Source organism: Micromonospora sp. NPDC049497, assembly GCF_044465805.1.
In the GTDB taxonomy this organism is placed as follows: Bacteria; Actinomycetota; Actinomycetes; order Mycobacteriales; family Micromonosporaceae; genus Micromonospora.
Map to the genome: position 1 here is coordinate 2394 of NZ_JBITMC010000020.1, position 24346 is coordinate 26739.

Annotated in this window: 23 protein-coding genes and 2 pseudogenes; 7 read left to right on the forward strand and 18 right to left on the reverse strand. The window is 70.1% G+C overall.

Going from position 1 to position 24346, the window contains the following annotated elements; translation table 11 throughout:
* Positions 1-865 precede the first annotated feature (865 nt).
* From ACIBR0_RS23575 to ACIBR0_RS23595, 5 genes are all read right to left on the reverse strand, one after another.
* On the reverse strand, positions 866-1789 hold the full coding sequence (locus ACIBR0_RS23575) for an alpha/beta hydrolase (protein WP_396719065.1): 924 nt from the start codon (positions 1787-1789) through the stop codon (positions 866-868).
* Between the two features lie 236 nt (positions 1790-2025).
* On the reverse strand, positions 2026-2805 hold the full coding sequence (locus tag ACIBR0_RS23580) for a helix-turn-helix domain-containing protein (RefSeq protein ID WP_396719067.1): 780 nt from the start codon (positions 2803-2805) through the stop codon (positions 2026-2028).
* Positions 2806-2955: 150 nt separating this feature from the next.
* On the reverse strand, positions 2956-3321 hold the full coding sequence (locus tag ACIBR0_RS23585) for a tetratricopeptide repeat protein (RefSeq protein ID WP_396719069.1): 366 nt from the start codon (positions 3319-3321) through the stop codon (positions 2956-2958).
* Between the two features lie 74 nt (positions 3322-3395).
* Positions 3396-4310 carry a TIGR01777 family oxidoreductase gene (locus tag ACIBR0_RS23590; RefSeq protein WP_396719071.1) on the reverse strand — a complete coding sequence of 305 codons (915 nt, stop codon included), beginning with the start codon at positions 4308-4310 and terminating at the stop codon, positions 3396-3398.
* A complete protein-coding gene (locus tag ACIBR0_RS23595; protein ID WP_396719073.1) occupies positions 4307-5065 on the reverse strand; it encodes a DUF2071 domain-containing protein in 759 nt (252 codons plus the stop codon). Before ACIBR0_RS23595 ends, ACIBR0_RS23590 begins: the two co-directional genes overlap by 4 nt.
* Positions 5066-6892: 1827 nt before the next feature.
* On the opposite strand from ACIBR0_RS23595, the gene ACIBR0_RS23600 reads away from it, so the two are divergent.
* Positions 6893-7912 carry a LysR family transcriptional regulator gene (locus tag ACIBR0_RS23600; RefSeq protein WP_396719075.1) on the forward strand — a complete coding sequence of 340 codons (1020 nt, stop codon included), beginning with the start codon at positions 6893-6895 and terminating at the stop codon, positions 7910-7912.
* Positions 7913-7959: 47 nt separating this feature from the next.
* Here the strand turns inward: ACIBR0_RS23600 and ACIBR0_RS23605 are convergent.
* From ACIBR0_RS23605 to ACIBR0_RS23625, 5 genes and pseudogenes are all read right to left on the reverse strand, one after another.
* A pseudogene (locus ACIBR0_RS23605) lies at positions 7960-8550 on the reverse strand (serine hydrolase); the annotation flags it as partial.
* A 38-nt stretch (positions 8551-8588) separates the two neighbouring features.
* Positions 8589-10211: an amidohydrolase family protein gene (locus tag ACIBR0_RS23610; RefSeq protein WP_396719077.1), complete on the reverse strand. Its 1623-nt coding sequence runs from the start codon at positions 10209-10211 to the stop codon at positions 8589-8591.
* Positions 10211-10975: an amino acid ABC transporter ATP-binding protein gene (locus ACIBR0_RS23615; protein ID WP_396719079.1), complete on the reverse strand. Its 765-nt coding sequence runs from the start codon at positions 10973-10975 to the stop codon at positions 10211-10213. Before ACIBR0_RS23615 ends, ACIBR0_RS23610 begins: the two co-directional genes overlap by 1 nt.
* Positions 10972-11919 carry an amino acid ABC transporter permease gene (locus tag ACIBR0_RS23620; RefSeq protein ID WP_396719081.1) on the reverse strand — a complete coding sequence of 316 codons (948 nt, stop codon included), beginning with the start codon at positions 11917-11919 and terminating at the stop codon, positions 10972-10974. Before ACIBR0_RS23620 ends, ACIBR0_RS23615 begins: the two co-directional genes overlap by 4 nt.
* A 20-nt stretch (positions 11920-11939) precedes the next feature.
* Complete coding sequence (locus ACIBR0_RS23625; protein WP_396719083.1) at positions 11940-12827, reverse strand: ABC transporter substrate-binding protein; 888 nt, start codon at positions 12825-12827, stop codon at positions 11940-11942.
* A gap of 588 nt (positions 12828-13415) precedes the next feature.
* On the opposite strand from ACIBR0_RS23625, the gene ACIBR0_RS23630 reads away from it, so the two are divergent.
* A complete protein-coding gene (locus tag ACIBR0_RS23630; RefSeq protein ID WP_396719085.1) occupies positions 13416-13784 on the forward strand; it encodes a hypothetical protein in 369 nt (122 codons plus the stop codon).
* A gap of 68 nt (positions 13785-13852) precedes the next feature.
* On the opposite strand, the gene ACIBR0_RS23635 is transcribed toward ACIBR0_RS23630, so the two are convergent.
* Positions 13853-13996 carry a hypothetical protein gene (locus ACIBR0_RS23635; protein ID WP_396719087.1) on the reverse strand — a complete coding sequence of 48 codons (144 nt, stop codon included), beginning with the start codon at positions 13994-13996 and terminating at the stop codon, positions 13853-13855.
* Between the two features lie 140 nt (positions 13997-14136).
* Here ACIBR0_RS23635 and ACIBR0_RS23640 point away from each other — a divergent pair, with 140 nt between their 5' ends.
* A complete protein-coding gene (locus ACIBR0_RS23640) occupies positions 14137-15312 on the forward strand; it encodes a VOC family protein (RefSeq protein WP_396719089.1) in 1176 nt (391 codons plus the stop codon).
* 220 nt (positions 15313-15532) lie between these two features.
* On the opposite strand, the gene ACIBR0_RS23645 is transcribed toward ACIBR0_RS23640, so the two are convergent.
* Positions 15533-16129 carry a TetR/AcrR family transcriptional regulator gene (locus ACIBR0_RS23645; RefSeq protein ID WP_396719091.1) on the reverse strand — a complete coding sequence of 199 codons (597 nt, stop codon included), beginning with the start codon at positions 16127-16129 and terminating at the stop codon, positions 15533-15535.
* A 69-nt stretch (positions 16130-16198) separates the two neighbouring features.
* Between ACIBR0_RS23645 and ACIBR0_RS23650 the strand changes: the two genes are divergently transcribed.
* The gene (locus ACIBR0_RS23650) at positions 16199-16573 is read left to right on the forward strand and encodes a nuclear transport factor 2 family protein (protein WP_396719093.1); all 375 of its coding nucleotides are present in this window, start codon (positions 16199-16201) and stop codon (positions 16571-16573) included.
* Between the two features lie 153 nt (positions 16574-16726).
* Here the strand turns inward: ACIBR0_RS23650 and ACIBR0_RS23655 are convergent, their stop codons facing one another.
* Positions 16727-17149, reverse strand: a complete 423-nt coding sequence (locus ACIBR0_RS23655) for a PRC-barrel domain-containing protein (RefSeq protein ID WP_396719095.1) — start codon at positions 17147-17149, stop codon at positions 16727-16729.
* A gap of 86 nt (positions 17150-17235) precedes the next feature.
* Positions 17236-17907: a putative glycolipid-binding domain-containing protein gene (locus ACIBR0_RS23660; protein WP_396719097.1), complete on the reverse strand. Its 672-nt coding sequence runs from the start codon at positions 17905-17907 to the stop codon at positions 17236-17238.
* 532 nt (positions 17908-18439) lie between these two features.
* On the opposite strand from ACIBR0_RS23660, the pseudogene ACIBR0_RS23665 reads away from it, so the two are divergent.
* Positions 18440-19540: pseudogene (locus ACIBR0_RS23665) on the forward strand (sigma-70 family RNA polymerase sigma factor); the annotation flags it as partial.
* 537 nt (positions 19541-20077) lie between these two features.
* Here ACIBR0_RS23665 and ACIBR0_RS23670 read toward each other — a convergent pair.
* The 4 genes from ACIBR0_RS23670 to ACIBR0_RS23685 all read right to left on the reverse strand — a co-directional run bounded on the left by ACIBR0_RS23670 (position 20078) and on the right by ACIBR0_RS23685 (position 22760).
* The gene (locus tag ACIBR0_RS23670) at positions 20078-20449 is read right to left on the reverse strand and encodes a DUF1330 domain-containing protein (RefSeq protein ID WP_396719258.1); all 372 of its coding nucleotides are present in this window, start codon (positions 20447-20449) and stop codon (positions 20078-20080) included.
* A gap of 193 nt (positions 20450-20642) precedes the next feature.
* A complete protein-coding gene (locus ACIBR0_RS23675) occupies positions 20643-21857 on the reverse strand; it encodes an RNA polymerase sigma factor (protein ID WP_396719099.1) in 1215 nt (404 codons plus the stop codon).
* A 6-nt stretch (positions 21858-21863) separates the two neighbouring features.
* Positions 21864-22226 carry a YciI family protein gene (locus ACIBR0_RS23680; RefSeq protein ID WP_396719101.1) on the reverse strand — a complete coding sequence of 121 codons (363 nt, stop codon included), beginning with the start codon at positions 22224-22226 and terminating at the stop codon, positions 21864-21866.
* A 144-nt stretch (positions 22227-22370) separates the two neighbouring features.
* Positions 22371-22760 carry a transposase gene (locus tag ACIBR0_RS23685; RefSeq protein ID WP_396719260.1) on the reverse strand — a complete coding sequence of 130 codons (390 nt, stop codon included), beginning with the start codon at positions 22758-22760 and terminating at the stop codon, positions 22371-22373.
* Between the two features lie 550 nt (positions 22761-23310).
* On the opposite strand from ACIBR0_RS23685, the gene ACIBR0_RS23690 reads away from it, so the two are divergent.
* Both ACIBR0_RS23690 and ACIBR0_RS23695 read left to right on the forward strand, forming a co-directional pair.
* Entirely contained in the window at positions 23311-23736 is a 426-nt protein-coding gene (locus ACIBR0_RS23690) for a PRC-barrel domain-containing protein (RefSeq protein ID WP_396719103.1), read from the forward strand.
* A gap of 86 nt (positions 23737-23822) precedes the next feature.
* Positions 23823-24125: a BON domain-containing protein gene (locus ACIBR0_RS23695; protein ID WP_396719105.1), complete on the forward strand. Its 303-nt coding sequence runs from the start codon at positions 23823-23825 to the stop codon at positions 24123-24125.
* The last annotated feature ends 221 nt before the right edge of the window (positions 24126-24346 follow it).

Below are 24346 nucleotides of genomic sequence, written 5' to 3' on the forward strand. Positions count from 1 at the left end.
GCGCGCTCCCCCCCCCGGCATCAGGGGCGGGCCGGGGGTTATCGCCACCCCCAAACCGGGTGGTTTAACGCCCCCCCCCCGGCCCCCGCGGGGGGGGGGGGGGCGCCCCCCCCCCGCCCCCCCCGCTTCTGCTTTCTGGGACGGCGATTGCGGGCATGGGTGAGCGCGGCCACCAACAAGGCCGAGGCATACAACGGGTTCTCCGCCTGGACCCCGCTTCGGCAACCAGGGCGATCGCCGAGAACGACCCGGCCGAGCAGGAAAGCCGGTCAAATGGAACTCGCTGCTGTGCAACCTGATCGCGTTCCACATCGCGATCGACATGATGGAGGTCATCCGGCAGCCGGTTGCCGAGGGGGTGGCAGGTGACCGCTGAGGATCTGGCCCAGCTCTCGCCCTACCTGACCTCCCACATCTTCCGGTTCGGGCCTACGCAACCGACGAACTCCACATCCCGCCGGACGTGTTCGACCCCGCGCTGGACGAGGTCGACTTTGGCGGCGAACGGCCCGCGGTCGCGTAGCAGGGCACGGTAACGCAGCAGAGGGTGGTTTAGCCCTCCCCTATGCGGGGCGACACTGGAGGGCCGAGAATCCTCCATAGCTCACGCCGCACGCGTAGCCAACGCAAATGTCCGCGGCCGGGCGCTCATCGACCGGGCCAGGCGACAGCAGGCCGCGACCCAGCTCGACGACCGCGAGCAACGGCGCCAAACCCGCGACAACGCCGACGACCTGCAGGAGCACCACGGCTGCGAAACTCCGGAGATGCGGAACCAGCAACCGTGCCGGGCGGTGTCTCGCGGTGGGGTCGATATTCGCCGGTGGTATGGACTGCTCGCTCGCCTCAGCATGGCCAGTGGCGGTCATCCCTCTGCCTCTCGTGGCCGACCTGACGAACTCGGGCGTAAGCGACCGTGCAGGAAAGCGAGAATCTCGCGGCGCGCGGGCCGGGCGGCCGGTACCAGGCGGGGGGTGCTGAGGAAGGTGTGGGTGGCGTTCGGATAGCAGGTCAGGCGGGCATCGGTGCCGTCTTCGCGGAGCCGTTCGACGTACCGGCGTCCGTGGTCCGCCACAGGGTCCAGCGCGGCGGTGACGACCAGTGCCGGTGGCAGGTCGGCGAGATTCTCGAACTTCACCGGAGACACGGTGCGCGGGTCGAGCGTCGAGGGCACGCTGAGTTTGCGGGCTGCGCGCAATCGCGACAGCGGCAGCGTGGGGTTGTCAGCGTTCTCGGCGATCGAGGGGTAGTCGACCATCGTCTCGGTCCAGTCCGTGGTCGGATAGTTGAGTACCTGGGCGCGGAGCGGCGGGCCGTCCTTGCGGGCACGCAATGCGACGAGCGCGGCGATCATGCCGCCGGCACTCTCGCCCATGACCGCGACGGCGGCAGGATCGATGCCCCAGCCGATAGGGTCGTCGACAATCCGGGCAAGCGTGTCGTAGCCGTCCTCGATCGGCTGAGGCAGCACGTACTCCGGGGCGAGGCGGTACTCCACCGCGACGACCACGGCCGGGCAGCGGGCCGCGAGGTGGCTGTTGAGCCAGTCGTTCTGCGCGGCGGTGCCCGCGATGAAGCCTCCACCGTGGAACGAGACAATCAGCGGCAGCTTCCGTTCTGCCTTCTTCGGGCGGTGTACTCGCAGCATCAGCCGACGGCCGGGAAGATCGATCATGGCGTGCTCGATGCGGGCGCGACGGTCCGGTAGACCGGTGACGATACGTCCGGCCACAGACGATGCCACGTGGTTGTCCTTCTCGCGCGCGGCGATCACCTGATCGTCGGTCATGGCCTCCCAGTCCCGGGCGTCCCTGAGAACTCGGGTGCCCAGTGGCGCTTTGCCTCTCACGTCGTCCTGGGCCCGGGCGTGTGCTCTGACATTGGCTGTCTCCTACCGTCTGTCAGGCGGTTCAGGGTTCACCGCCCGCTCGCAGGTCATGACTGTCAGCATCGCCAGCGCCTCGCTGGGTTGTCTTGGAGAAATGTTCCCGCTCTGAAGGTCAGCCCCAAGAGCGCCGCCTCACGTCACACCCTGGGCGCTTGCTCCTGAGCAGGCCACGCGATGTGGTCGACCGCGAGCCACGGCGCGATCGCCACGGCGGTGGGTGTCATCCCGGCAATGGCCATGACATCCCGACAGAGGTGGGACTGATCGACAAAGCCATTCTCTGCCGCCACACGGGCGGCGCTGTGCCCCGCGGCGAGGCGGTGCGCCACGTGGTCGAACCGGACGAGCGTCGCGGCGCGCTTAGGCGTAAGACCGACCTGGGATCGGAACCGGGACCACAGCCGCTTACGGCTCCATCCCACCTCGGCCGCCAGCCGCTCGACCCGAACCCGCCCCCGGCTCGTCACCATCTGCCCCCAGACGAAGGCGATCTCTGGATCCATCGCTGGGCCTGTCTCATGTCGTCGAGCGAGCGCGGCCTCCATGACCAAGAACCGGTCGTCCCACGACCCGGCAGCGCGCAGTTGCTCCTGGGTCCGTTCGGTGTCGCGCCGCCCCCAGAGATCCTCGAGGGTGACCACGGTCGCGCCCGGCTCAGCCGAGGCGCCCAGCACCGCGTGCGCGACCACCGGCGATAGCCGTACCTGCAGCACGTCGACATCGCGCCCGCATCCTCGAACGCTGCCCGCGGCCATGCCGACGACGGCGCTGCCTCGCTTCCGCTCTCCACTGATGTCATCGACGAGTTCCGCGTCGCCGAAATCGATGAACACCGTGAATGCCGGGTACGGGACCATCTCTAGATTGACCGGACTGTCCGTTCGACCACGGAACCCGGCCATGCTGATCCCCGCCATGCGACCCAACGCTGACGGGACTGCGACGTCCACCACAGCCCCAGCGACACGAACCAGTCCTCCAGGTCGCACGCTGTCATGTTACGAGCCACCCGAGCGGTGTCCGCGTTCCAGCCCACCGCCGCCATCCCACGGGTCTCTCGGCCAGGTTCAGACCACTGGGTCTTCCAGAAAGCGCCTGACCCCGTCCGCAGCTCGACGACGACCGTCTCGTGACACCTCGACGCCACGGTTCGCTGGAGTTGAAGTATCAGCGTGGGGGCCTCCGAGTGGATCGAGGATCTCAAGTGCCTGCTGCCAGCAGCGCTGCACCTCGTCAGGTTGGTCGGTGGCGTGGAAGGTGTCGCCGAGGGCGGCGAGGGTGAGTCCTTCGCAGCGTCGGTCATCGAATCTACGGAAGAGTTCCAGAGCCCGATGATGCTGTTGGAGGGCTTCGTCGAGTTGGCCGGTCTGCTGGTCTGCCAAGCCGAGGGGGTAGGAGCGCGTGCCGGATTGAGCTCGATGTCCACGACTCACCGGCGCGAAGGCCGGGCCGGCCTATTCGGCGACGCTGTTCGCCGATCCTTGCCCGGTCGGGCTCACGGGTGCGGTCATCGGCGGGCTGCTCCGCTGAGTAGGTCGGCGACCGCGGGTCCCAACTCTGGATGAGTGAACTGGAAGCCGGCATCGCGCAGCCGCTTCGGGATGCACCGACGGCCGGTTAATACCAATAGCGGATCGGCGCGCATGAACACCGATCCGACCCGGACCAGAGGCGCAGGGGTGGGAACACCGGCGGCACGACCCGTCGTCCGGCGGAGCGCGGCCATGAGATCGCTGTTGCGTACGGGGTTGGGGGAGGTTGCATGCACAATGCCCGACAGCGCGGGGTCGTCCACGCAGCGGCGCACGATCGCACACAGGTCGTCGATGTGCAGCCAACTGATCCACTGTCGACCGCTTCCCATCCGGCCACCGAGACCCCACCGCACGAATCCGGTCAGTCGATCGAAGGCCGGGGTGTCGCGGTCGAACACGATGCCGGTACGAAGCGTGACCTGGCGCGCCGCGGTGATTCCCGCCGCGGCGTCCTCCCACGCACGCGCGACACCGGCCATCTGCGGTGGATCGTCGGCGGGCGGGGCCGACTCGTCGAGCACCGCCTCGCCGGCGTCGCCGTAGATTGCCAGCGTGCTCATCTGTACGAGCAGTGGCAACGGCCGGTCCAGACCGGTGCAGGCGCGGGCGAGCGCCCGGGTAGGTTCCGTTCGTGAACGTGTCAGCAGCGCGATGTTGGCCGGCGTCGGCCGCCGGAACACCAGTTCACCGCAAAGGTTCACCAACGCCGCGTCGGACAGTTCAGCTGCCCAGGGGCCGACGGTTCGGCCGTCCCAGTGCACCTGCCGCCCCCACCGGACCCGCGTGGCCGAACGACTCAGTATCACCACGTCGTCGCCCCGACCGGTCAGGTCGTGGGCGATCCGTTGCCCGAGCGCTCCGGAACCGCCGGCGATGACGACCTTCATCGGCTGCAGGTGGTGACCGGGCCACCGATGGGTCGCACCGCCATCGGAGGCAGCGGATTCCACGTGGCTGGGACATTGCGCATGAGCAGCCCGCAGTCGGGTATCGCGGATCCCGGGGGGAACCGGGCCGGGTCGTCGAAGAACGTGGACCGTACCGAGGCCAGGTCCACCGGCGTGACCCGCCAGCCCTGGGTGAGCAACTCCATCCCGTCGAGGTGGCTCGGATCTGGCGTGGTCGAGAAGCCGGTGGCACCGCGCCGGAAAAACTCCGACGCCTGATCGACGTCATGGAAGAGATGGCTGCCCGAGAGGGTGGCTGCCGTGCGGACGTGGACGTCGACGCGTACCGCATCGACCGGATCGGTGAAGGCGATCCGCAGCTCGCTCGCGCTCTCTCTCACGTCGAAGCGGCTGAGGTGGTGCCGCCCGGGGAAGAGCCTGCCGCCGACCCAGGAGTTGAGCCGGGAACCGGTGTCACGGCGTGGGATGTAGACGCCGCGGGTGACGCCGTCGGGTGTGTCCCACTCAACCGCGATCCGGTGCGCGGCGTTTTCGCTACGCAGGCCGAACGGTGCGGGCACGGCTGGGAGCCGGACTCCGCTCAACCGGATCAGGCAGATGCCCGACACGGCCCATCCGTTGACGACCTGCGGTCGCAGTGGGGCGGGCAGCAGCCGTGCGGTGACCTCCGGTTCCGTGCGGTAGTTCACGAGGAGGCGGCGCTGGACGACGCTCACCAGTCGGGGGGCTCTCATATGGCCGCCTTCCCTATTCCGGCGCGCCGCTGGCATTGCCGGAGTAATACCTGCTCGGACAGAACGCGCCCCGCCAGGTTGAGCGATCGCTCAAACGGCAGCTTACGACGTTTTGAGTGAGCACTCAATCCGGCGGTCACCGTCGGCCGAGCATTGAATAAGAACTTCTGATAACGCGCCTTTGTAAACAAATTGGGCGCGCGCCTGTGTCGACAGGGAGGAACTGATGGGTTCTGCATCCTCTTCTGCCGCCAGGCGGACGCCGCCGTGGGTCACGAGGGGCCGGGCGGCGGGAGTATCGGCGCTGAGCGTTGCCATGGCCGCGAGGAGGACGTTGGTCGGCTACTGAGCGTCCCTCGTGTCACCCTTCCTGGCGTCCAAGCAGTATGCGAGCACGTCTGCAGCGTGAGGCAACAGGATCGGTGGGTCGGCCTGTCGCATGGCAAGAAGTGCCGGTATAGCTCCACGGCTCATAGCCGCATCTATCGCCTGCTGCGTGGTGGTCGGAAGCGACTCCCACGTCGTCTTGGCGGTGCAGTGTGAGCAGGGCACGCCAACTTGTCCTGGCAGATCGACCGAGCAGTGCCGACCGCAGCCTGGGCACAGGTAGTTGATCACGGCGCGATTGTCGGCCCTCACGTGTCTTCGCACCAGAATTTGACGTGGGCGGGGACTGGGTGTCTTGTACACATCTGCTCCTCCCCGAGGGCGTTCCGTGCCGCCGGGGATCCGGGGAGCGCGTTGGGAGCACCGCGGTGCGCTGAACGGCACCAAACTGCAGTGGACGGCACTCAGCCGCACTCAAGGACACCCGCGCCTACCTGCGGCTTCATGTTTTCCCAGGTCAGAGTCGATGCAGCGTCCCGCTTCACACCGGAGTGCTCCGCGGTTTTGCGCGGCAGTCGACAGCGTTCTATGTCTTCTGACAGGGGAGTATGCGCAGGTCACGGCGGTAAGGAGCTGCCGGATGGCCTGGCCTTGCAGGCGGGAGCAGATTGGGTGCAGGTTGACTAAGTAGTCACCGCGGCCGAAGTGTTCACCAACACTGGACAGGGTCGGGGCTCTGGCCCTGCAGTGATGTGGGCGAGCGGTCCAACGTGACCTCCCAGAGAACAGCGAAGTGGTCAGGGCTCGCTGCTCCCCGTCTGGCTGGTGCCGGCTGTCGACCCGCGGCATGCCGACGCCGATCACGAAGCCAGGCCGCATCGGTCTATGGCTCTGGGTGTGGTCATGGTGGCGTCGGTATGGATTCCGCGTGCTGAGACTGGAATCCCACTGGCGATCCTCTGAGCAGGGCTTCCTGAACGGTGACCTCTTCGGCGGCCCCGAAGAGGTCAAACTTCGGCAGTGGATGGGCCTCCGGTGATGGCTGCTGCGGTGTACGCCCAGCCCGGAGTGCAGGAGCAGAAGCCGACGTTCTTGCTCACCGGAAAGATCATCGACGTCTGCGCGAGAGGGCCCTGCCCCTGACGTGGTGACCCGGTCGCGCCAGCCAAACGTGGCCGGTCACCTTCGCGCCGCAAGTTCGGAGGGTGGCGTCACGCGCCGATACAGTGGTCCCGGTTATCCGCTCTGACAGCAGCTGAAGAGAGCTGTCCAGCCCGCAGGCCAGTACCAGGTCCACCCGGGCTCTCACGACGACGGCTTCCGGCTGCGCTGCCGGGCCAGCGCCCCGGTTCCGGTGATCGTGCGTATTCTCAACAGGCCGCCGGGGACGATGACCCGGCCGCCTCCGATCCCGGTGCCTCGCCCCGGGAGCTGCGACGGGGTGGTCCGGTGGCGGTGGGGCCATTCGCGCCCCTGGGAGCAGGGGAAGGCGGTCCACGTATGTTCAACACGGCGCGCCTGCAGGTCGTGCTGGAGATCGCCCGGCACGGGACCATCGTCGCCGCCGCCGAGCAGCTCCGGCTCAGCCCGTCCGCGGTCTCCCACCAGCTCGCGACCCTGGAGCAGGAAGCTGGCGTGGCGCTGGTGGACCGGGGGCCACGCAGCCTGCGGCTCACCGTGGCGGGCCAGCGCTTGGCCGACTTCGCCCAGCAGATCGCCGATCTGATGGCGGCCGCCCGCGACGAGCTCTCCGCCCACGGGGAAGGCCGGCGGGGTCTGCTGCGGATCGGCTTCTTCGCCACCGCCGGCGCGGAGCTGCTGCCGCGCGCCCTGTCGAGTTTCACCACCGAGCATCCCCAGGTCGAGTTGGCCTTGATCCTGGGGCAGCCACCCGAGCTGCTTCCCCGCCTCAACCAGGGTGAACTGGACCTCGTGGTGGTGTTCAACCATCCGTTGAGCCCCATCCGGGAGGCGTCCTTCGCGACGGTGTCCCCGCTGATGGCGGACCCGCAACTGGTGGTGCTGCCGGCACACCACCCGCTCGCAGGACGGCGGCGGCTGCGGCTCACCGACCTGGCCGACGAGCCGTGGATCACCACGCTCGGCGTGCAGGGGGAGGTGTCGGTGCTGGAACTGGCGGCGCGCGCGGAGGGGTTCCAGCCCCGGGTCCGCTGCCGCAGCGACCACTACGAGGTGGTGCTGGGCCTGGTCCGGGCCGGCGTCGGCGTCGCCTTGGTGCCGTCGTTGGGCCTGCGGAACCCCGGCGGAGTGGCGGTCCGGCCGCTCACTCACGCCAACCTGCACCGCGAGATCGGGGTGGCCCTGCGTCCCGGCAACCCGAATCCGGTCGTCGGCAGCTTCGTCGACCGGCTGACCGACGCCGCGGCGGGGCTCAGTCAGGAGTTGGCCGAGCGGTGGTCGCAGGCGCCGGTGAGCCGGTCGACCGCCGTACCCCATCGCCGAAGCTCCGCCACCGCGGCCCGCTCCGCCCCGGGACCGAACGCCGCGACCACGGCGTAGACGACGGTGTACGGGCCGACGACGATGCCGGCGTCGGCGCGTACACCGGTGTCGGTGCCGGTCTTGTTCGCCACCCGGACTCCGCCGGTCGACCACGGGTCATGCCGGATGGTGTCGGCGACGAGCGTGCGATCGGTATTGCGGTCGAGCCACCCGCGCAGCAGCTCCGACGCCCGCCGGCTCTGCCAGGTCCCGGTCGCCACGTCGGTGAGGAAGGTGCAGAGGTCGTGCGCGGTGCCGGTCGCGAAGGTCGGCGGTACCTCCGGGCCGCGTGTGGCCCGGATCCGGTCATGCACGGTGGTGGCGCGCAGGCCGCTCGTGCGGGCCAGTTGCTGAACGGCCTCCAGTGTCACCAACCGGAGCAGCGCGTTCGTGGCGGCGTTGTCGCTGACCCCCGCCACCGCGGTGGTGAGGTCGGCGACGGTCCACCGGCGCGGCGAGAGCAGGCCGAGCAGACCGGTTCCGCCGAGTGCCCGGTCGTCGTCGAGCAGGTCGACCGGCTGGTCAGGAGCGAGGGTCCCGGCGGCGATGCGGCGGGCCACCTCGCCGAGCAGCAGCATCTTGCCGACGCTGGCCAGCGGTAGGACCAGGTCCGGGTCGAGCGAGAGAGTGCGCCCGTCGTCGAGTCGCCGCACCATCGCCCCGATCCGCACGTGGGCAGCCGGGCCGCCGCCGTTCACGGCTGCCCCCACGGGGGGCGCTCACGGTCCGGTACGGCCAGCACCCGCCCTGGTCGGGCGTCGGTGACCCGGTCGCCGTCGACGACGACATGGCCGTCGACCACCACGCAGCGGATCCCGCGTGGCGGAGCCAGCGGGTCGTCGTAGGTCGCGCCGTCGGCGGCTTCTGCGGGGTCGAGGATCACCAGGTCTGCCGCGCACCCGTCGGCGAGCAGGCCCCGATCGTGCAGGCCGAAGCGCCGGGCGGGCATCCCGGTCATCTTGTGCACGGCCTCGGTCAGGCTCAGCAGGCCCACGTCGCGGACGTAGTGACCGAGCACCCGGACGAAGCTGCCCGCCCATCGGGGGTGGGGCCGGCCCGGCTTGGGCACGCCGTCGGAGCAGATCATCGCCAGTGGGCTGGCAAGCACCCGGCGGACGTCGTCCTCCCGCATCGAGTGGCTGAGGATGGTCACGTTGCCTGTCTCCGCGGCGAGCAGGTCGCAGACGTAGTCGATGGGGTCGACGCCGCGGGTGGCGGCGAGGTCGGCGATGCTGTGCCCCTCGACATCGGGGCTGGTGGGGGCGGACGCGACCCGGATCAGGTCCCAGCCGCCGTTGCCGACGGTGTTCTCCCAGCCTGGCAGGCCGGCGGACAGGTCGGCGCGGATGCGGTCACGGACGGTTGTCTCGGCGAGAGCGGCGAGCATCGCAGGCACGCCGTCGGCGATGACCCAGGGCGGGAGCATGGCGTGTAGCGCCGTGCTGCCGGCGGTGTACGGGTAGACGTCGCAGAGAACGTCCAGTCCATCGGCGCGCGCCCGTTCGAGTCGGGCCAGGGTGCGGACCGTGGCGCCCCAGGAGCGCCGGCCAGCCGTCTTGTGATGCGAGACCTGCAGCGCCGCGCCGGCCGAGGTGGCGATGTCGATCGCCTCCTCCAGCGCCGACTCCACCTGCGACATCTCGTCGCGCAGGTGCGTCACGTAAGGCTTTCTGTGCGCCGCGGCCACCCGGGCGAGCGCGATGACCTCGTCGGTGCTCGCGTTGACCCCCGGCGAGTAGATCAGGCCGGTGGACAGCCCGGCCGCGCCGGCGGCGAGCGCCTCGTCGAGCAGGTCGCACATCCGCTGGATCTCGTCGGGTCTGGCGCGCCGCTGCGCGAAGCCGACGACGGCGGCGCGGAGCGTGCCGTGGCCCACCAGGGCGGCGAGGTGGTTGCGCCGGCCCACGCCCTGCGCGGCGGCGAACTCCGCGAAGGATGGGTACGTCGCGGCGGGCGGGCCGAACGTCGCGGCGACCAGGTCTCGCACCGTCTCCGCGCGCAAGGTCGGGACCGGAAAGGGACTGATCCCGCAGTTGCCGCAGATCTCGGTGGTGACGCCCTGCCACAGCGGCGCGAGCCGCAGGATCTCCCGCTGCTCGTCGTCGCCGGCGAGCAGGTCGGAGTGGGTGTGCACGTCGATGAAGCCCGGGGTGACGACCAGGCCGCCGGCGTTTACCACCTCGGCCGCTGGGCTGCTGCTGCCGGGTGGCAGCAGCAGCAACCGGCCGTCGCGCACCCCCACGTCGACGGTACGGGCGGGCGAGCCGGTACCGTCGATGACGTTCCCGCCGGTGATCAGCAGGTCCAGCTGAGCCATCAGAGGACCTTGGACAGGAACGCGCGGGTCCGGTCGTGCCGTGGCGCGGTAAGGATCTCCCGCGGCGGGCCCTGTTCGATGATGAGGCCGTCGTCCATGAAGACGAGGTGGTCGCCGACCTCGCGGGCGAACCCCATCTCGTGGGTCACGACGACCATCGTCATGCCGCTGGCCGCGAGATCTTTCATCACCTCCAGCACCTCGCCGACCAGTTCGGGGTCGAGCGCCGAGGTCGGCTCGTCGAAGAGCATCAGCTTCGGCGACATCGCCAGGGACCGCGCGATGGCCACCCGCTGCTGTTGCCCGCCGGAGAGTTGCGCCGGGTAGTGGTGTGCCCGGTCGGCGAGCCCGACCCGGTCGAGCAGGCCACCGGCCTGCCTGCGGGCGTCGGCCGTCCCGACGCCCTTTACGGCGACCAGGCCCTCCATCACGTTCTCCACGGCGGTGCGATGCGGGAAGAGGTGGAACCGCTGGAACACCATGCCGATCGACTCGCGCTGCCGGCGCAGCCTGGCGTCCGGCAACGGTCGCAGCCGCCCGCTGCGCTCCTCGTATCCGATCAGTTCGCCGTCGACGTAGACCCGACCCGCCTGGGGCTCCTCGAGATGGTTGAGGCAGCGCAGCAGGGTGGACTTGCCGGAGCCGGAGGGGCCGACCACGCAGACCACCTGGCCGCGCTCGATGACCAGGTCGATGCCGCGCAGCACCTCGATGCGGCCGAAGCTCTTGCGCAACTGCCGGCACCGCACCATCGGGCCGGTCATCGTGGGCTCCCGGTGAACCGCAGGTTGCGCCCGATCCGTCCGCGCAGCGTGCTCGGGACGGTGGTGCCGAAGCCGCGGCTGAACCGGCGTTCCAGGTAGTACTGGCCGATGCTGGCGACGGTGGTGAGGACCAGGTACCAGATGGACGCGACGATGAGCAGGGCGATCACCTCGAAGTTGGTCAGGTAGAGCCGCTGGGCGACGGTGAGCAGGTCGGCGCCGGCGATCACCGAGACCAGCGAGGTGGTCTTGAGCATGGAGATGAACTGGTTGCCGGTGGGCGGGACGATGATCCGCATCGCCTGGGGCAGCACCACCCTCTTCATGATCTTCGGGCGGGACATGCCCAGTGCCGCCGCGGCCTCCTGCTGGCCGGGATCGACGGCCCGCAGTCCGGCCCGGACGATCTCGCTCATGTAGGCGCCCTCGTTGATGCTGAGCCCGAGCAGCGCCGCGACGAAGCCGGTGACAAGGGTGTTTGTCTCCCAGGTCACCAGCTTCGGGCCGCCCAACGGCACGCCGAGGCCGATCTCCGGGAAGATCAGCGCGATGTTGAACCAGAAGATCAGCTGCACCAGCAGTGGGGTTCCGCGGAAGAACCAGACGTAGGCCATCGCGCCGGTGCGCAGGATCCGGCTGTCGGAGACCTGCATCAGCGCCACGACCACGCCGAGCACCACGCCGATCAGCATCGACGCGACCGTGAGCTGAATGGTGACCCAGAGCCCTTCCAGGATGACTCGGTCGAACTGGTAGGCAACGACGATGTCCCAGTGCAGGTTGGGGTTGACGGCGATGGTCCAGCCCAGCCAGACCAGGACCAGGATGGTCAGGCCGGCGGCCAGCCACCGCCCGGGCCGTAGGGGGTGGCTGATCCGGTTCGGCGCTGTGTCGGGCCCGTCCGGCCCTGGGCCGCCCGCAGCGGAGGTTTCCTGCTCCTTCACCGTAGGGTCCACCGCCGCGCTCACTTCTGGTTGTTGACGGTGGCCGCCTGGATGCCGCTGCCCGTCACGCCCCACTTCTCCAGGATCTTGGTGTACTCACCGCTGTCGATGAGCTCCTGGAGTGCCCGCTGCACCGCGTCGCGCAACTGGCTGTCCTTCTTGTCGATCGCGATGCCCCACGGGCCGGCATCGTACTGCGCCTCCAGCACCTCGTACTTGCCGCTCTCCTTGGCGAGCATCTTGGCCACCGGGTAGTCGACGATGGTGGCGACGGCCCGCCCGGCGTCGATCTGCAGCAGGCCGGTCGGGGCGTCCTCGCTCTGCGAGATCGTCATCTTCTTCGCGCACTTGGCGTTCTGCCCCTCGCCGATGGCGAGGTTGGAGCTGCCCTTGGCAAGCACGACGGCCCGGCCGCACAGGTCGGCCAGGTCCTTGACGCCGGCGGGATTGCCCTTGGCCACCATGATCGCGCCCCCGGCCTGGAAGTAGTCGACGAAGTCGACGGCCTTGCGCCGCTCCTCGGTGTCGCTCATCGAGGACATCGCCAGGTCCCAGCGGTCGGCCTGCAGACCGGGAATGAGACCGGGGAAGCTGGCATTGGTCATCTCCAGCTTCAGGTCGAGCCGCCCGGCGATCGCAGCGGCCAGCTCCGGGTCGACGCCGATCAGCTCCTGTGTGCCCTCCTTGTACATCTCCATCGGCGGGTAGCCCTCGGCGGTGGCCACCCGCAGGACGCCCTTCTCCTTGAGGGCGGCGGGCACCAGGTCGGCCGCCTTGGCGTCGGCGGCGACGGAGGCCGCGCCGCCGGGCTGCGGTGTCTGCCCGCTCGTCGACCGGCCACAACCGGTTGCCGCGATCGACAGTGTGACCAGACCGATGACGACGTGGAGCGCACGCTTCCTGAGCACGGTAAACCTCCTGGGCTGGGCGACTGGCGGGACCCTATCCGGGATCAGCAAGCATGAACAGCCTGAATGCTCTGCATGGTGAGCATCGGTGAATTCGATGCTCAACGTGGGCACCCTCAGTGAAAGAAGCTTCCACGCACAAGACGCGCCGCGGACCGTTGCCGGCCGCCGAGCCACCAGCCGCTGCGCACCCTCGACAGGGACGGGCTCCTCACCGTGGGCCGGCCGACCAGGCTGCGGCGACATGCGGCTCCGCACCCGCGGCGCCATCAGCGGCCGGCATGCGTCGGCACCGGCCGGAGCTCGATCTGATCTGCCCGGCAGCCGCCGTGCGGGAACCGCTGCTGTGGCACCCCGGCGTGCCGATGGCCCTGCTTGCCGGTTCGCCGCGGTCTTCGAGGACGACGACGTGGACGCGGCGGTTGCCTGCGTGGACGCATCGCCGCTGCCCTCGGCTTGACTGCCTGCGCCACCGGCACTGGCACCGGCGCGGGCGAGAGAACGCCAACGGCTCCCAGCCCTGCGGTCAGCAGCCCCGCCGTTCAAAGCCCGCAGCCTGAGGCTCCAGCCGAGGTCGACGCCAAGGCCGTGCTCGCGAAGCTGACCGTCGCGAAGGTCGGGCTCACGCGCGGTGCCGTTCAGGACGAAGACACCGATCCGAACAACCTGCTCGGACGGCCGAACGGCTACACCTCACGGGCGTCAGCCGACCTGCCCGGCGGCGACACCACCAGCGACAAGTACGGCATTGACCGCGGCCTCGTGATCGAGGTCTTCCCCTCCGCCGCCGACGCGGATCGCCGCTCGACGTACATCCAGGGCCTGCTCAAGAACGCCCCGGTTCTCGGCACCGAGTACCACTACCGGACCGGCGACGGCACCGTGTTGGTGCGAGTCACCGGGAGGGTGAAGCCGACAGCGGCGAAGAAGATCGAGCAAGCGGTCACCCAGCTCTGATGCGGCTGGCTGGAGATCAGCCCTGCCATGCGAGTGCGGAGCCAGGGGAGTGGCTATCGCGCTTGGCGTTATCCCTGGTGGGTGGCGCCGGCGTAGCGGTACACCGGCGGCGGGTCGTTCTCCACCTGGTAGCGGACGTACCGGTGCTGGACTGGCTGCAGTGGGTGTTCCTGCGCGCCGAGGTGGAAGCCGGCTTGGTGGAGCACCGCCACCGGTGGCAGCGTTCCCGCCTTACCGACCTCGACCGGTGCGAGCCGCCCACTGACCGCCAACGGCGTCCATCAATGCTCCGGTCGGGGGATGATCACTATCCGGAAGGGGATCGTCCGGCATGGGCTCTACAGTGTCGGGCATGACAGAGATCGAAACAGATTGGCGGGTGGTCGATGGCGTTGCGACGGCATGGTTCGACGCACCTTCGCTGATCGAGGGGGCTGCGCTGGCCGGGCGCATCATGGAGCTGTCGGCCGAGATCGTGGTCGACCTGCGCGCGACAGGCATGCGCGTGCGCCTCGACTCGGACGGGCACGCCGAGGCGGTGTCGGCGGCCGCGCGGGATCTCGGGCTGGCCGCGAACCCTGCCGTGCTGCAGCACCTGAGCGTCGTGTTCGAATCCGCGAACCCGTCTGTGGTGAGGCGGTTCTGGCAGGGCGTGCTCGACTACGCGCCTGGGGATGACGGCGGTTTGGCGGATCCGCTGCGGCGCGACCCCGCGATACGCATCCGGCAGTCGACCGAGCCACGGCCGTTGCGGAACCGCATCCACCTCGACGTGGTGCGGCCGGCCGTGGCGGTCGAGCAGGCGGGTCTTGGTGAGGCATCGGGACCGTTCGGGGTCTGTCATGCCGACCCCGACGGCAACGAGGTCGACCTGGTGCCGGGCGATGCGTTCGGCGAGGGGATCGGGACAGCCGACTGGCAGGCGGTGTTCAGCGCGATGGCGTGCTACCGCACTACGTCGCCGACGCAGCAGCGTGACCTGGCCGTCGCCGCAGCGGCGCTGGCCGACGACAGGGGCTTCCCGTTGCTGGTCGACCTGCGCCCCGGGCTCGTGATCATCGACAGCGGCAAGGACCAGTGGGACGACGACGCCCACGGCCTCGAGCTCGACTTCACCGACCTCGCCAAGAACCTCCAGACAGCCGCGCGCGAGCTCGGGGCCACCGCGGATCCGGGGCTGCCGCGCTTCGCTCAGCTCTTCCTCGACGCCGCCGACGTCGCCGCGGTCCGCGCGTTCTGGGTCGCCGCACTCGGATACACCCACGACCGGCGAGCCGGGGTCAGCGACATCCACGACCCGCGGCGGCTCAACCCGGTGCTGGTGTTCCAGGAACTCGACGCTTCGGAGACGGAGCGGCGCCGGCAGCGCAACCGCATCCACGTCGAGCTCGCCGTGCCGTCGGACCTCGCGCAGACGCGCCTCGCCGCGACCGTCGCGGCCGGTGGCCGGCTCCTTGACGAGTCGGAGGATCGCTGGCGGGTCGCCGACCCCGAAGGCAACGAAATGGTGATCGTCAGTGGGGCATGAGCACGCACGCCACGATTGATCGCCAGGGACGACGCGCCGTACAACGACGGCGATGGTGCCTGCCGACGGCTCGGCCTCGGGCGCCGCTCGACGCGACCTCATGCGGCTCTGTGAAGTTAGCGGAGTCAGCCGGTTCTGCAGCTATCTGTCGCGGGCCTCGGTAACCGTCGTGGCGGACGTTGGCGTGATGGACCCGGGAGTGGCACGAGACCGTCGCTGATCAGGGCTCGCGGGCGCCGTACACGCGCAGGATGCTGTGGCGCAGCGCTGCCGCCGTCTGCGCGGTGGTCATGCGGCCGGCGGCGACCTCGCCGCCGGCCGCATGCCCGAGCGCGATGGTCGCGGAGACCAACCAGGCCGGGCTGAGGGTGCCGTCGAACTCGCCGGTGGCCTGGCCGCGCCTGATCAGCCGCTCCAGGCGCTCGATGACCGCGGCATGCTGACGGTCGGAGTCCGCCTGGTCAACGGCGGTCACCGAGGGGTGCAGGAGCAGCGGGTACCGGTCGAACAGCCGCCAGGTGACGTCCAGCCAGCGCAGCAGCGCGTCGGTGACGGTGCCGCTGTCAACATCGGCGGCGTCGAGGGCGGCGACGGCTTCGGCGGTGATGCGCTCGATGACCGCGGCCACCAGCAGCGGCCGGGACGGGTAGTGGGCGTAAACGGTTTGGCGGGTGACGCCAGCCGCGGCGGCGACCTGTTCCACCTTCGCGTCTGGATGCCGACCGAGCACCTGGACGGCGGCGTCGAGCACAGCGGCGGCGCTGCGCTCGGCGTCCGAACGCCGCCGGCGGCGCCGACCACCCGTTATCTCCGACACGTTGTCTAATCTACCGCCTGGCATTACCGTATACACGATGTCAAAGATAAGCTCAGTCAGGGAGATCACATGACGCCCCGTACCGATCTGGCCGGCTATCTGGTCCGCTATCCGCAGGAGGCAGGACTGGGCGACGAGGATCCGGCGACCGTGCTGGACCGCTACCACACGCCGGACTATGAGCTCGTCAACGACGGCGTGCTGCTGGACCGGAAGCGGCTGCTGGATCACATCCGTCCGGCCCGCAGACGGGCCGCTGGTCTCCGTGTCGAGGTGGAGCAGGCCCTGGTGGACGGCGACCAGGTCGCCGCCCGGTACCGGCTTATCGCGGAGATGCTCAAGGGCGGCACCATCACCACGGAGATCTACATGTTCGGGGAGTTGGCTGCCGACGGTCGACTGCGCCGCGCCATCCAAGCCACCCGGACGATCCCATCCGCATAGGTCCACAGGTACGCCAAGCGGCGCTTCGACGGTGATGCCCACCGTGAGGTTCGCGCCCGCCCGATTGGGGCTCTGGCTTGAAACGTCTGGTGCCTCGCTCGGCACCCGGTGGCGTGCCGGTGTGGTCCGGCACGCCACCATGCCTACCGACCGCTAGAAACGGTGGAGGGGATAGCTCGGGTAGACGTAGCCGGCTCCCCAGTACGGCGGGTATCCGTAGTAGCCGTACAGGGACTCGTAGTACTCCGACTCGTCGACGAGGTCGGGGTCGTAGCGCGGCGCGTCGGACGCCCGGTCCCGGGACTCACTCACCCATACGGTGTCGTCGGAGATGTTGGTGACGGCGTCGACCAGTATGAACGAGTGGGTGGCGCCCAAGCCGAGGATGCCGCCGTGTTCCACCCGCAGCATCCGCACCTTGTGCTGCTGGCCGTCGACGAGCAGGTCGTCGACCTTGCCAAGGTCGTTTCCGTCCCGGTCGCGGACCTTACGCCCGCGGATGTCCCGGGCCGGGTCGGCGAGGACCTGGCCGCTGTCGCTGAGTCTGGTCAGCGCGATGGGGCTCTGGCGGTTCATCGTGGTGTCCCTTCCCAATGCCGGTTGCCCGCAGGCTGTCCGGCTGCCATTACCGTGTTGGTGCGGCGGGCAAACGGCCGAGGCAGTCAGGCGAGGTCGATCGGTGCTCGTCGGGCGACGCCGGGCCAGTGGTTGACGTATCCGTCTCTGTCGAAGGAAATCGTGGCGTTGCCGGTTTCCGACTCGATGCGCACACCACCACCGGGCAGCGGTTGCCGCTGGCTGTCGACGACGACGACGGCCAGGGACGGCGGCACGACCAGGCCGACCCGGGCATTCGTCGGGGCCGTTGCGGCGCTGTGCCGCCGCGGCAGCGTGGCGAACAGCGGTGCGCGGGCGACGGCGATCTCGCCGACAGCGTCGAGGCGGTCGGTGTCGTCGATGCCGGCCAGTGGCGCTTCCGGCCGTCCGACACGGCGTAGTGCCGCATCGAGATCGCCGCTCTCGTGGGTGTCGACCCGCCACTGTGCGGCGTCGCGCTGCAGGTGTACCCGGCGGCGCCAGCCGGCGCCCTCGGCGCTCACCGACAGCGTGGTGCACCCGCCGTCGGGGTCTCGGCGCAGGCGGTAGTGCAGGCAGTACGGCAGGACGCCGCCGGTGACCGTGACGCCGTCAGCGGCATTGAGCTGCTGGTCGACGACTGCCAGGTCGGTCCCGACAACGTCGAGGCGTTGCCACAGCAGCGCACGGCCCAGGGCCGGATCGAGCAGGGCAACGTGCTCCTGCGCAGTGTCCCTGGTGAGGGTGAGGCCGAACATGTTCGTCTCCCTTCGTCGGTCGTGGCGGCTGGCTCTACCCGTCCCGGTCGCCTCCGACGCGCGGCCGTCCACGGTTTTCGTAGCGATCTGCCTTCGGACCAGCTCGGTGAAGACGGTGCGCCCTATGCCAGCTACCCAGGCGAGGAGTTTCTCGTCGCGGGCGGCACGCAACGGTCGCCCGGACCGTCGGCGACGCCGTTGCCGAGCAGCTGAGGCACCAGATGGCCGGAGGGCGTTCGTGGACCCCTCCGCCGAGTTGCGGGGGTGGACGACCGCCTCCTCGGCCTGCCGTTTTGTCGTTGCACGGCCTGATGACAAGTCCGTGACGATCTCCCAAAGACGGTTTCCGGCCGGGCGTCGAGGAGACTGCTGAGGTCGAGGCACCGGACGGCAGGCACCGTACCCAGCGCCCGAATGGCAGGGCCCGATTCGTCAGGAGCCCGTACCGGCGCCGCGACCGCCCGTGCGTGCGCGGCTCGCGGCGGCACGGTTCCGACGACTGCCGTCACCCCTCGACGACCACGGGAGCGACATGTCTTCGATCGATGCTGTCCTGGACACCAATGCCCCCGCCGACGTCGGCGTCGGCGGGACCGAGCGGCGGGAGCAGGCGACCGCCGCGGCGATCCGCCGGCTACGCGATCCGCGCTGCGCCGGGCAGGAGCGCGACCGCCTGCGGCAGTCCGTGGTGTGGTGGCACCTGCCGCTGGCCCGACGACTGGCCCGGGGCTACCAGCACCGCGGCGAGACCCTCGACGATCTGCAGCAGGTCGCGGCGCTGGCGCTGGTCAAGGCGGTGGACGGATACGACCCGGACCGGGCGAGCAGCTTCACCGGCTACGCCACCCCGACCGTCCTGGGCGAGCTGAAACGGCACTTTCGGGACCGGGTGTGGAGTGTGCACATGCCGAGGCGGCTGCAGGAGCGGTGCCTGGAGGTCACGCGCGTGCGCGACGAGATGACGCAGCGCCTGCACCGGCGGCCATCGACCGGCGAACTCGCCGCCGCCCTCGGAGCAAGTGAGGCGGAGGTGCGCGCGACCGAGGGCAGCATGTCGGCGTATCGGGCGGACTCCTTGAACCGGCCGACGGGGCTCGACGGCGGCTGCGAACAGCAGGACCTGCTCGGCGCGCGAGACGAGGCCCTGGAAGCGGTGTGCGACCGGGTGACGCTGCGCGCCGCCGTCGAGCGCCTGGCACCCCGGGCCCGCCACGTGGTGCGCCAATACTTCTTCGGCAACCGGACCCAGGCGCAGATCGCCGCCGAGCTGAACACCTCGCAGATGACGGTGTCGCGGGTACTCACCCAGGCCCTCGCCGAGTTGCGTGCGGTGCTGTCCGAACCGAAATCGGAACTGCTTCGCGTCGGGAGCGGCAGCGGGGACCTGGGCGTGCGGACGTACGACGCCGGTCGGGGTTGCGCCGTGGTGACGGTTGGCGATGTCGCGGACGCGGCCGCGGCAGCGCGCCTCCGGCAGCTGCTCATGGACGTGGCGCTCGCCCGGCGGCCCCGCATGCTCGTCGTCGACCTGCGTCACACCGGGCACCTGCCGATGGCAGCCGCCCGGGCCCTGCTCGACGCCCGCCACGCCTGCGGACACGTGCGATCCCGCATCTGCCTGGTCAACGTCACCGCCGAGGTGTACCGCACCCTCTGTCGCACAGGCCTCAACCGGTTGTTCGACGTCCGCCCCGTAACGGGGCCAACTACCGGTCGTACACCTGCTCCGCCGGCCACAGCCGGCGACCACACCGCAGATGCCCACCCGACCGGCGCGGTTCGGTACCGGGCCCTCGGCGCGTCCCGACCGCCCGCTCATGTGCCAATCGGAATCGGTCAGCGGACATCGGTCATCGCCCTCGGCGCCCTGCCGCCACCGCCTATCGCGATGGCAGGATCCTCGCCGTCCATCCCCGCCGCAGCCGCCCGTACCGCCCGGTTCACACGGCCTCCTCTGCACGCGACCAGACCCCGCCGCCTGCGACAGCAGCCAGCTCAGCACAGGACAACACCTTCCGCCGCTCGCCCCGGCAGCCAAAAGCAGACCAGTACCGAGGTGTGCCAGTCCGACCTGGCCTGTGGCGGTCCCGTTCGACGGAACACGTCGCTGCGGAACCAGCCATCGATCGCCTCGTTGCCGGCCGGAGCCGCGCGCCTGCTCGCCAGCCGGTCAGCCGCTGACCCACGGCGAGGTCGGCTGCAGGACCGCCTCCCGCAGGGCGAGCGTTCGCCACCGGGTGACCTCCTGGTACTCAGGGTCGGCCACCATCCGGCTGAAGGCCGTCCGGCTCGGGTACCGCACGAGCAGCACGGCGTCCCACGCCTGGCCCTCCTCGGCCACCAGGGCCGGGCCGCCGTCGCCGGCGTAGAGCACCTCACCCCCGTGGCGCGGCAGAAACGTCTCCCGCAGCGCGGCCGCGTACCGCTCATACGACGTCCGCCCGCCGTCGGCGAAGCGTAGGAGGTTGAGCATCACCACGGGCGCGTCGGGATCGGCGGCGAGAAACTCCTTGAGGTCACGACCGGTCGGGTCGACTGCCATCGTGGTGTCTCCTGTCGTCGAGGGTGGCGACATCAGACCACAGGTTCCCGGGATCGGGAACCACCAGGCGCCGACGGCGCACTCGCGTCCACGAAAGGCCTGACAGGGTGACAAGGAGTGCAACTTCAGGCCGTGCAGGTCCGCAGCGCCCGCTGAATCTGCCTGCGATCGCATCGGGCTTCAGGACCTGCACTCAGGCTAGGCGGGCGGCGCGCAGCGTGAGGTAGTCGCGTTCGGGACGGCTCGCGGTCATCCGCGCCGCACGCAGGTAGCTCTCCCGGGCCCCGGCCACGTCACCGGTCTGTTCGAGCAGGTGGGCGCGGACCGCCTCGATGCGATGGGTGTACGCCACGCGATGGTCGCCGTGGAGCGTGCCGAGGAGTGCCAGCCCGGCGCGAGGGCCGTGCACCATCGCCAGGGCGACGGCACGGCTCAGTGTGACCAGCGGGCCGGGCGCGACGTGGTCGAGGACGTCGTACAGGGCAAGGATCTGCGGCCAGTCAGTGTCGTGGTGGGTCGCCGCCTCGTCGTGCAGCGCGGCGATCGAGGCCTGAATCTGGTACGGCCCGATCGGCCCGGTCCCCAACGTCCGGTGCACGAGTGCGACACCCTCGGCGATCGCGGACGCGTCCCAGAGGTCGCGCCGTTGCTCGGCGAGAGGCACGATCGCGCCGGTGGCATCGGTGCGCGCGGCATCGCGGGCGTCGGTTAGCACCATCAACGCGAGGAGCCCGGCGACCTCGCCCTCGGCGGGCAGCAGCCGGTGCAGTAGCCGGGTCAGCCGGATCGCCTCGGCCGTGAGGTCGGTGCGATGCAGGACGGGTCCGGCGCGGGTGGTGTAGCCCTCGTTGAAGACCAGGTACAGCACGTGGAGGACGACATCGAGTCGCGCCCGCCGCTGGTCGGCAGCGGGCAGATCGAACCGGGCTCCGGACGCGCGGATGCGCTGCTTGGCCCGGACGATCCGCTTCGCCATCGCCGCCTCCGGCACCAGGAACGCGGCGGCGATCTCGGCGGTGGTGAGGCCGCCGACGGCCCGCAGCGTCAGGGCGAGCTGCGAGGAGGGTGACAGGTCGGGGTGGCAGCACAGGAACAGCAGGACGAGCGTGTCGTCGACGTCCGCCCCCTCCGAGACCCCGGCCGGCTCAAGCGCGGCGGCCGCTAGCTCTCGCCGCCGCCGGGCGCTGTCGCGGCGCCAGAAATCGACCAGCGTCCGGGTCGCGACGGTCAGCAGCCAGGCGTGCGGCTGCCCCGGCACGCCGTCGGCCGGCCAGCGCTGAGCCGCCGCCAGCAACGCCTCCTGCACCGCGTCCTCGCACGCGTCGAACTGCCCGTGCCGGCGCACCAGGGTGCCGAGGACCTGCGGCGCGAATTCGCGCAGCAGGTCCCCGACGCGCTGGTCACTCACCACTGGTTACGACGGGGGCGGCTGGTGGTCCATGAGGCGGCGGACCTCCATCGGAAACTCGATGTAGGCGACCGCCCGGGATGCGATCTCGAGGGCCCTTTCCTCGCTCACGTCGACGATCCAGAAGCCCGCGAGGGACTCCTTCACCTCGGCGAACGGCCCGTCCGTCGGTAGTGGCGCGCCGTTGTGGAAGCGCACCGTGGTCGCCTGTGCCGGGTCAGCGAGCGCGTCGCTCGCCACCAGCTCGCCGTTCTCCCGCAGCTCGCCGTCGATGTCCATCATGAGCTTCTGCATACCGCTGATCCACTCCGGCGAGCGCGTCGCGAGCGTCTCACCCAGTCCACCGAACATCATGATCATGTACTTCATGCCGCATCCTCTCCGTCCGGCGCCCTCACCCGGGGCGCGGCTCCTGGTCGGAGCCGACACCGGTGTTCTGGACGTCCCGGGCGGAACTATTCTCCGGCACTCTCCCCGGTCTGGTCGCGATAGCCAGGCCCACCCGAACCATGCTCACGAAATTGCCAGCTCCCCCGTGCGGCGAGCCACCGGCAGCTTGCGGTAGACGGCTTTGTCGAAGGCCGGTGGCCGCTGGCGGGCGCTGCCCTTGGTGGCCCGGCGGGCGACTTGGTCCGACCGTTCGGGGATGACGTGGCGGATTCCTCGCTGCCGCAGGGCTCGACGGATCGAGTCATGCGCATAACCCTTGTCGGCGATCAGCACGTCGGGGCGCTTGCGGGGCCAACCGGGTCCGGGCTCGTTGACCCGGATCGTGTCCAGCAGCGCCAGTAGTTGGGGTTGTCGCCGGCCTGGCCGGGGGTGAGCAGGATCGACAACGGTCGGCCCGCGTCCGTCGACGGCGAGGTGGATCTTCGTGCTCAGTCCGCCGCGTGATCGGCCGATGGCCTCGCCATCTTGCGCACCAGGCGTCGCCGGACTTGTCGGGGAGCCCCCGGTTTGCGGGCGTCAGCGGCATGCTGGTGCGCCCGCACGATCGACGAGTCGATGCTGATCGTCCACTGCACCGGCATCCCGTCGTCATGCACCTGCCCCGCGGCGAGGATCCGATCCCACGTCCCGTCGGCGCTCCGCCGGTGCAAGCGTTCGTGGCAGGTCTTCCACGGCCCGAAGCCGGCGGAACCGCACCGCCGCGTCCCACAACACCCGACGCGCACCACGGCGGCGCACGCACCTCCACGGGCTGCTCTCGCCGGCGGCGTGGGTCGCCGGTACCTCTCTGCTGCTACTCACCATCGCGCTCCCGTCTCCTGCCAGCGGCGGACGGGGCCGAAGCCCGCCGCAGTCGGGGCGCTACCCCGGATGGCCGCAGCGGACGTCGGCGGCACACTGCTGATTCCAGCCGGCACCGCCAACTCCGGTCGCCGTTCGACGTTTGCCGGCGCGGCGGGTGCGGGTAGCGGCGGCGGACACGACAACCGGAAGGAGGCCAGACATGCGGTCGGACGAGACTCCCTTGCTGGTCAGGCTCGGCGACACCGACCAGACCGTCGCCACCGACGAGCAGGACATCCGCGGTCGACACGTGACCGATGTCGAGGGCAACGAACTCGGCAAGGTCGACGACCTACTCATTGACCGGCAGGAGCACCGGGTGCGCCTGCTGCGGGTCAAGCACGGAGGCATCCTCGGCATCGGCTCCACCGCCATCTTCGTTCCCGTCGAGGCGGTCAGCGCCGTCACCGAGGACACCGTGCGCATCGACCTGTCCCGGGAGCAGGTGTCCCGGGCGCCGGTGTACGACCCCGAGATCGTCGACGGGGGCCACTACGCCGACCTGTACGGCTACTACGGGTACGCGCCGTTCTTCGCGCCCAGCGGCATCGCGCCCCCGTACCCCGTCCCACCCACCCGGCGGTGACCCACCGTCGCGCGGTCCGCTCCGGCAGCGGGGGAGCCTGCACGCTGCTGCCGGACCGGGCCCCGCCCACTTGTGAAAGGACAGCCATGGCTGAGGTGCCGTCCGTCCCGGAGGAGCCATCGTTCCGGCTCTTCCGCGAAGACCCCCGTCCCGGCTCGGCGGACACCCGTTTGCTCTGCGCCGTCGTGGCGAGGATGCAGCGGGATCCCCGCGTACGCGCCGAGCGCATCTGCATCGAGGTCCAGAACCGAGTGGTCATCCTTGCCGGCGTCGTCACCGCCCCGGACATCGTGCCCCTGGCCGGCGGCCACGCCTGGGGCACGCCAGGCGTCCATGACGTCAGCAACCAACTCCGGTGCCTCGACGAACCGTCCAGCGGACCGGCGTGAGCCACCGGCGGACGACAACCGGGGAGGGACCCATGACCGGCCACGGCGCGGCACCACCGGATGGCTCCGGGACACGACGGATTCCGGCCGTGGTGGTCGCCGCGACCCTCACCGTCGTCGTTGTGCTCACCACGGTGTGGGCATCGTGACGGTCGGCCTGACCCGGGTCGCCCTCGACGGACACCGGCCCGGAGACCTCGTCGGCGGTCCTGGCACGCCCG

Excerpts from the sequence above, each read along its gene's own strand:
- ACIBR0_RS23575 (WP_396719065.1), bottom strand. The coding sequence starts at position 1,789 with ATGACCGACGATCAGGTGATCGCCGCGCGCGAGAAGGACAACCACGTG.
- ACIBR0_RS23580 (WP_396719067.1), bottom strand. The coding sequence starts at position 2,805 with ATGGCGGGGATCAGCATGGCCGGGTTCCGTGGTCGAACGGACAGTCCG.
- ACIBR0_RS23590 (WP_396719071.1), bottom strand. The coding sequence starts at position 4,310 with ATGAAGGTCGTCATCGCCGGCGGTTCCGGAGCGCTCGGGCAACGGATC.
- ACIBR0_RS23595 (WP_396719073.1), bottom strand. The coding sequence starts at position 5,065 with ATGAGAGCCCCCCGACTGGTGAGCGTCGTCCAGCGCCGCCTCCTCGTG.
- ACIBR0_RS23600 (WP_396719075.1), top strand. The coding sequence starts at position 6,893 with ATGTTCAACACGGCGCGCCTGCAGGTCGTGCTGGAGATCGCCCGGCAC.
- ACIBR0_RS23610 (WP_396719077.1), bottom strand. The coding sequence starts at position 10,211 with ATGGCTCAGCTGGACCTGCTGATCACCGGCGGGAACGTCATCGACGGT.
- ACIBR0_RS23615 (WP_396719079.1), bottom strand. The coding sequence starts at position 10,975 with ATGACCGGCCCGATGGTGCGGTGCCGGCAGTTGCGCAAGAGCTTCGGC.
- ACIBR0_RS23640 (WP_396719089.1), top strand. The coding sequence starts at position 14,137 with ATGACAGAGATCGAAACAGATTGGCGGGTGGTCGATGGCGTTGCGACG.
- ACIBR0_RS23650 (WP_396719093.1), top strand. The coding sequence starts at position 16,199 with ATGACGCCCCGTACCGATCTGGCCGGCTATCTGGTCCGCTATCCGCAG.
- ACIBR0_RS23655 (WP_396719095.1), bottom strand. The coding sequence starts at position 17,149 with ATGAACCGCCAGAGCCCCATCGCGCTGACCAGACTCAGCGACAGCGGC.
- ACIBR0_RS23660 (WP_396719097.1), bottom strand. The coding sequence starts at position 17,907 with ATGTTCGGCCTCACCCTCACCAGGGACACTGCGCAGGAGCACGTTGCC.
- ACIBR0_RS23670 (WP_396719258.1), bottom strand. The coding sequence starts at position 20,449 with ATGGCAGTCGACCCGACCGGTCGTGACCTCAAGGAGTTTCTCGCCGCC.
- ACIBR0_RS23680 (WP_396719101.1), bottom strand. The coding sequence starts at position 22,226 with ATGAAGTACATGATCATGATGTTCGGTGGACTGGGTGAGACGCTCGCG.
- ACIBR0_RS23690 (WP_396719103.1), top strand. The coding sequence starts at position 23,311 with ATGCGGTCGGACGAGACTCCCTTGCTGGTCAGGCTCGGCGACACCGAC.
- ACIBR0_RS23695 (WP_396719105.1), top strand. The coding sequence starts at position 23,823 with ATGGCTGAGGTGCCGTCCGTCCCGGAGGAGCCATCGTTCCGGCTCTTC.